Source organism: Bartonella sp. AP7XZML (assembly GCF_042195745.1).
Lineage (GTDB): Bacteria > Pseudomonadota > Alphaproteobacteria > Rhizobiales > Rhizobiaceae > Bartonella.
Genome location: NZ_JBHIOT010000007.1, coordinates 1 through 1,601 on the forward strand (window position 1 = coordinate 1; position 1,601 = coordinate 1,601).

General features: G+C 34.5%; 3 protein-coding genes. 1 reads left to right on the forward strand and 2 read right to left on the reverse strand.

The window, feature by feature from the left end; genetic code table 11:
- Positions 1 to 39: 39 nt before the first annotated feature.
- The gene (locus ACFILT_RS00665) at positions 40 to 414 is read right to left on the reverse strand and encodes a hypothetical protein (protein WP_375679425.1); all 375 of its coding nucleotides are present in this window, start codon (positions 412 to 414) and stop codon (positions 40 to 42) included.
- A 170-nt stretch (positions 415 to 584) separates the two neighbouring features.
- The gene (locus ACFILT_RS00670; protein WP_375613929.1) at positions 585 to 1,187 is read right to left on the reverse strand and encodes a S24 family peptidase; all 603 of its coding nucleotides are present in this window, start codon (positions 1,185 to 1,187) and stop codon (positions 585 to 587) included.
- 100 nt (positions 1,188 to 1,287) lie between these two features.
- Here ACFILT_RS00670 and ACFILT_RS00675 point away from each other — a divergent pair, with 100 nt between their 5' ends.
- Positions 1,288 to 1,533 carry a helix-turn-helix transcriptional regulator gene (locus ACFILT_RS00675; RefSeq protein WP_375679426.1) on the forward strand — a complete coding sequence of 82 codons (246 nt, stop codon included), beginning with the start codon at positions 1,288 to 1,290 and terminating at the stop codon, positions 1,531 to 1,533.
- Positions 1,534 to 1,601: the final 68 nt, after the last annotated feature.

A 1,601-nucleotide genomic window follows, 5' to 3' on the forward strand; every position in this document is an offset into this window, starting at 1 on the left:
AATTAAAGGGGGCGCTTTTAAATGCGCCCTTAAGAATTTTTAAAGCACATCACAAGGACGCAAACGGTGTTGTTGTTCGTAAGTACCGTAAATCTCATCATTATATTTTTCGTCTGCGATCTCGTCTAAAAGTTCTTGGTAAGCATCACTTTCGCGTACAAAGTCATGAACTTTACTCTCCTCATGGAGATGTTCGATATTTTCGTTTACATATGCTTCTGCAATTTCTTCAGAAATATCTTCACAATTATTCTCAGAAGGATTGATGCGAAGAATTTGGATTGCATCATCTGCCTCGTCAATAATTTTTAGAACTTGGCTTTCATCAAGTGGTCCCGACCGACCAATGTTTTGATCATCATCATAGACAACTAATAAAATTTCATCGGAATTTATAAGAATTGGCTTATCCATAATTTTTCCTCCCTAACGCCTCTTGGCGATTGTTTGTGCGTGGTTTATATAATTACTTATACGTAAATGTATAAATATAAGCAAGCAAAAAATCGCATATATTTCATTTTTTTTGCATTTTCACTTAAATGCCATCTTCACAAGCAATAGAATCAAAAACTTTATTGGGATTATTTCATAAGTAGACGATAGGATTTGCGCGGTAATATTGCAACTATTTCTCCAACCCATTTTATCTTTGCATTTTTAATTGGTAGCGCATTCCATGATTTGAGTACAATGCCCTCTGAAGAGCGAGTAATTTGTTTGATAAAACGCCTATTATCTTCTGTTAGAACGACAACTTCATCACCATAATAATCGCTCATTGGCTTTGTTTGCAGATGTTTAACTACGATTAAATCACCATCTTTATACACGGGATACATGGAATCTCCACGAACCATGAATCCTATTGTTTCAAAAGGCAAATCAAATGGTATTTCGATTGTTTCAAGCCCATCTTCTGGGATTTGCTCAACATCGGTATCAATCTCTAATCCTGCTCCTACATACCCCATAACAGGAACAACTGTAGTAATTTGATTATAACCTTTTAAGCTTTTATAAAGTTCTAAAATTGCGTCTCTGTGTGAACCTCTGGGATCTGATTCACTTCCTAACCATCTTGACACGGTCGCTTGGGTTACATTTAATCTATCGGCAAGATCTTTTTGATTAAGACCAAACTCAGATTGCAATACTTGCAATGTCGCAATGATATTTTTCGTCATAATTAGTTACTTATGATTTTAAAATTAAAAAAATCTATTGTTTTTTTTAATTAACTCTATACAATTGCGTATATGGTTAAAATTAAGGAGCTTAACTCAAATGGACACAGAGGAAAAATTAAAGATTAAATCTATCCGAAAGTGTTTATCGCTAACACAAAAGGAATTAGCAGATATTTTAGGTGTTAAGCAAGCTTCTGTTTGTCGTTGGGAACAAGGCAAAGGACTATCTTTAAATAGTTATTTAAAGCTGCAAAAGTTGAAGGATAGTTCTAGCTCTAGTTCTGCTTTTATTGCTGCTCCTACAGAAAAGAATGAACAGCAACAGCAGCATTCACAGGTTTAAAGAGAAAGATCATGAGAAACGGAATATTGAAGAAACTCTATACGCAGCTTTGTAGATTAATAGGTTGT

Coding starts and splice junctions, on each gene's coding strand:
- ACFILT_RS00665 (WP_375679425.1), bottom strand. CDS start 414: ATGGATAAGCCAATTCTTATAAATTCCGATGAAATTTTATTAGTTGTC.
- ACFILT_RS00670 (WP_375613929.1), bottom strand. CDS start 1,187: ATGACGAAAAATATCATTGCGACATTGCAAGTATTGCAATCTGAGTTT.
- ACFILT_RS00675 (WP_375679426.1), top strand. CDS start 1,288: ATGGACACAGAGGAAAAATTAAAGATTAAATCTATCCGAAAGTGTTTA.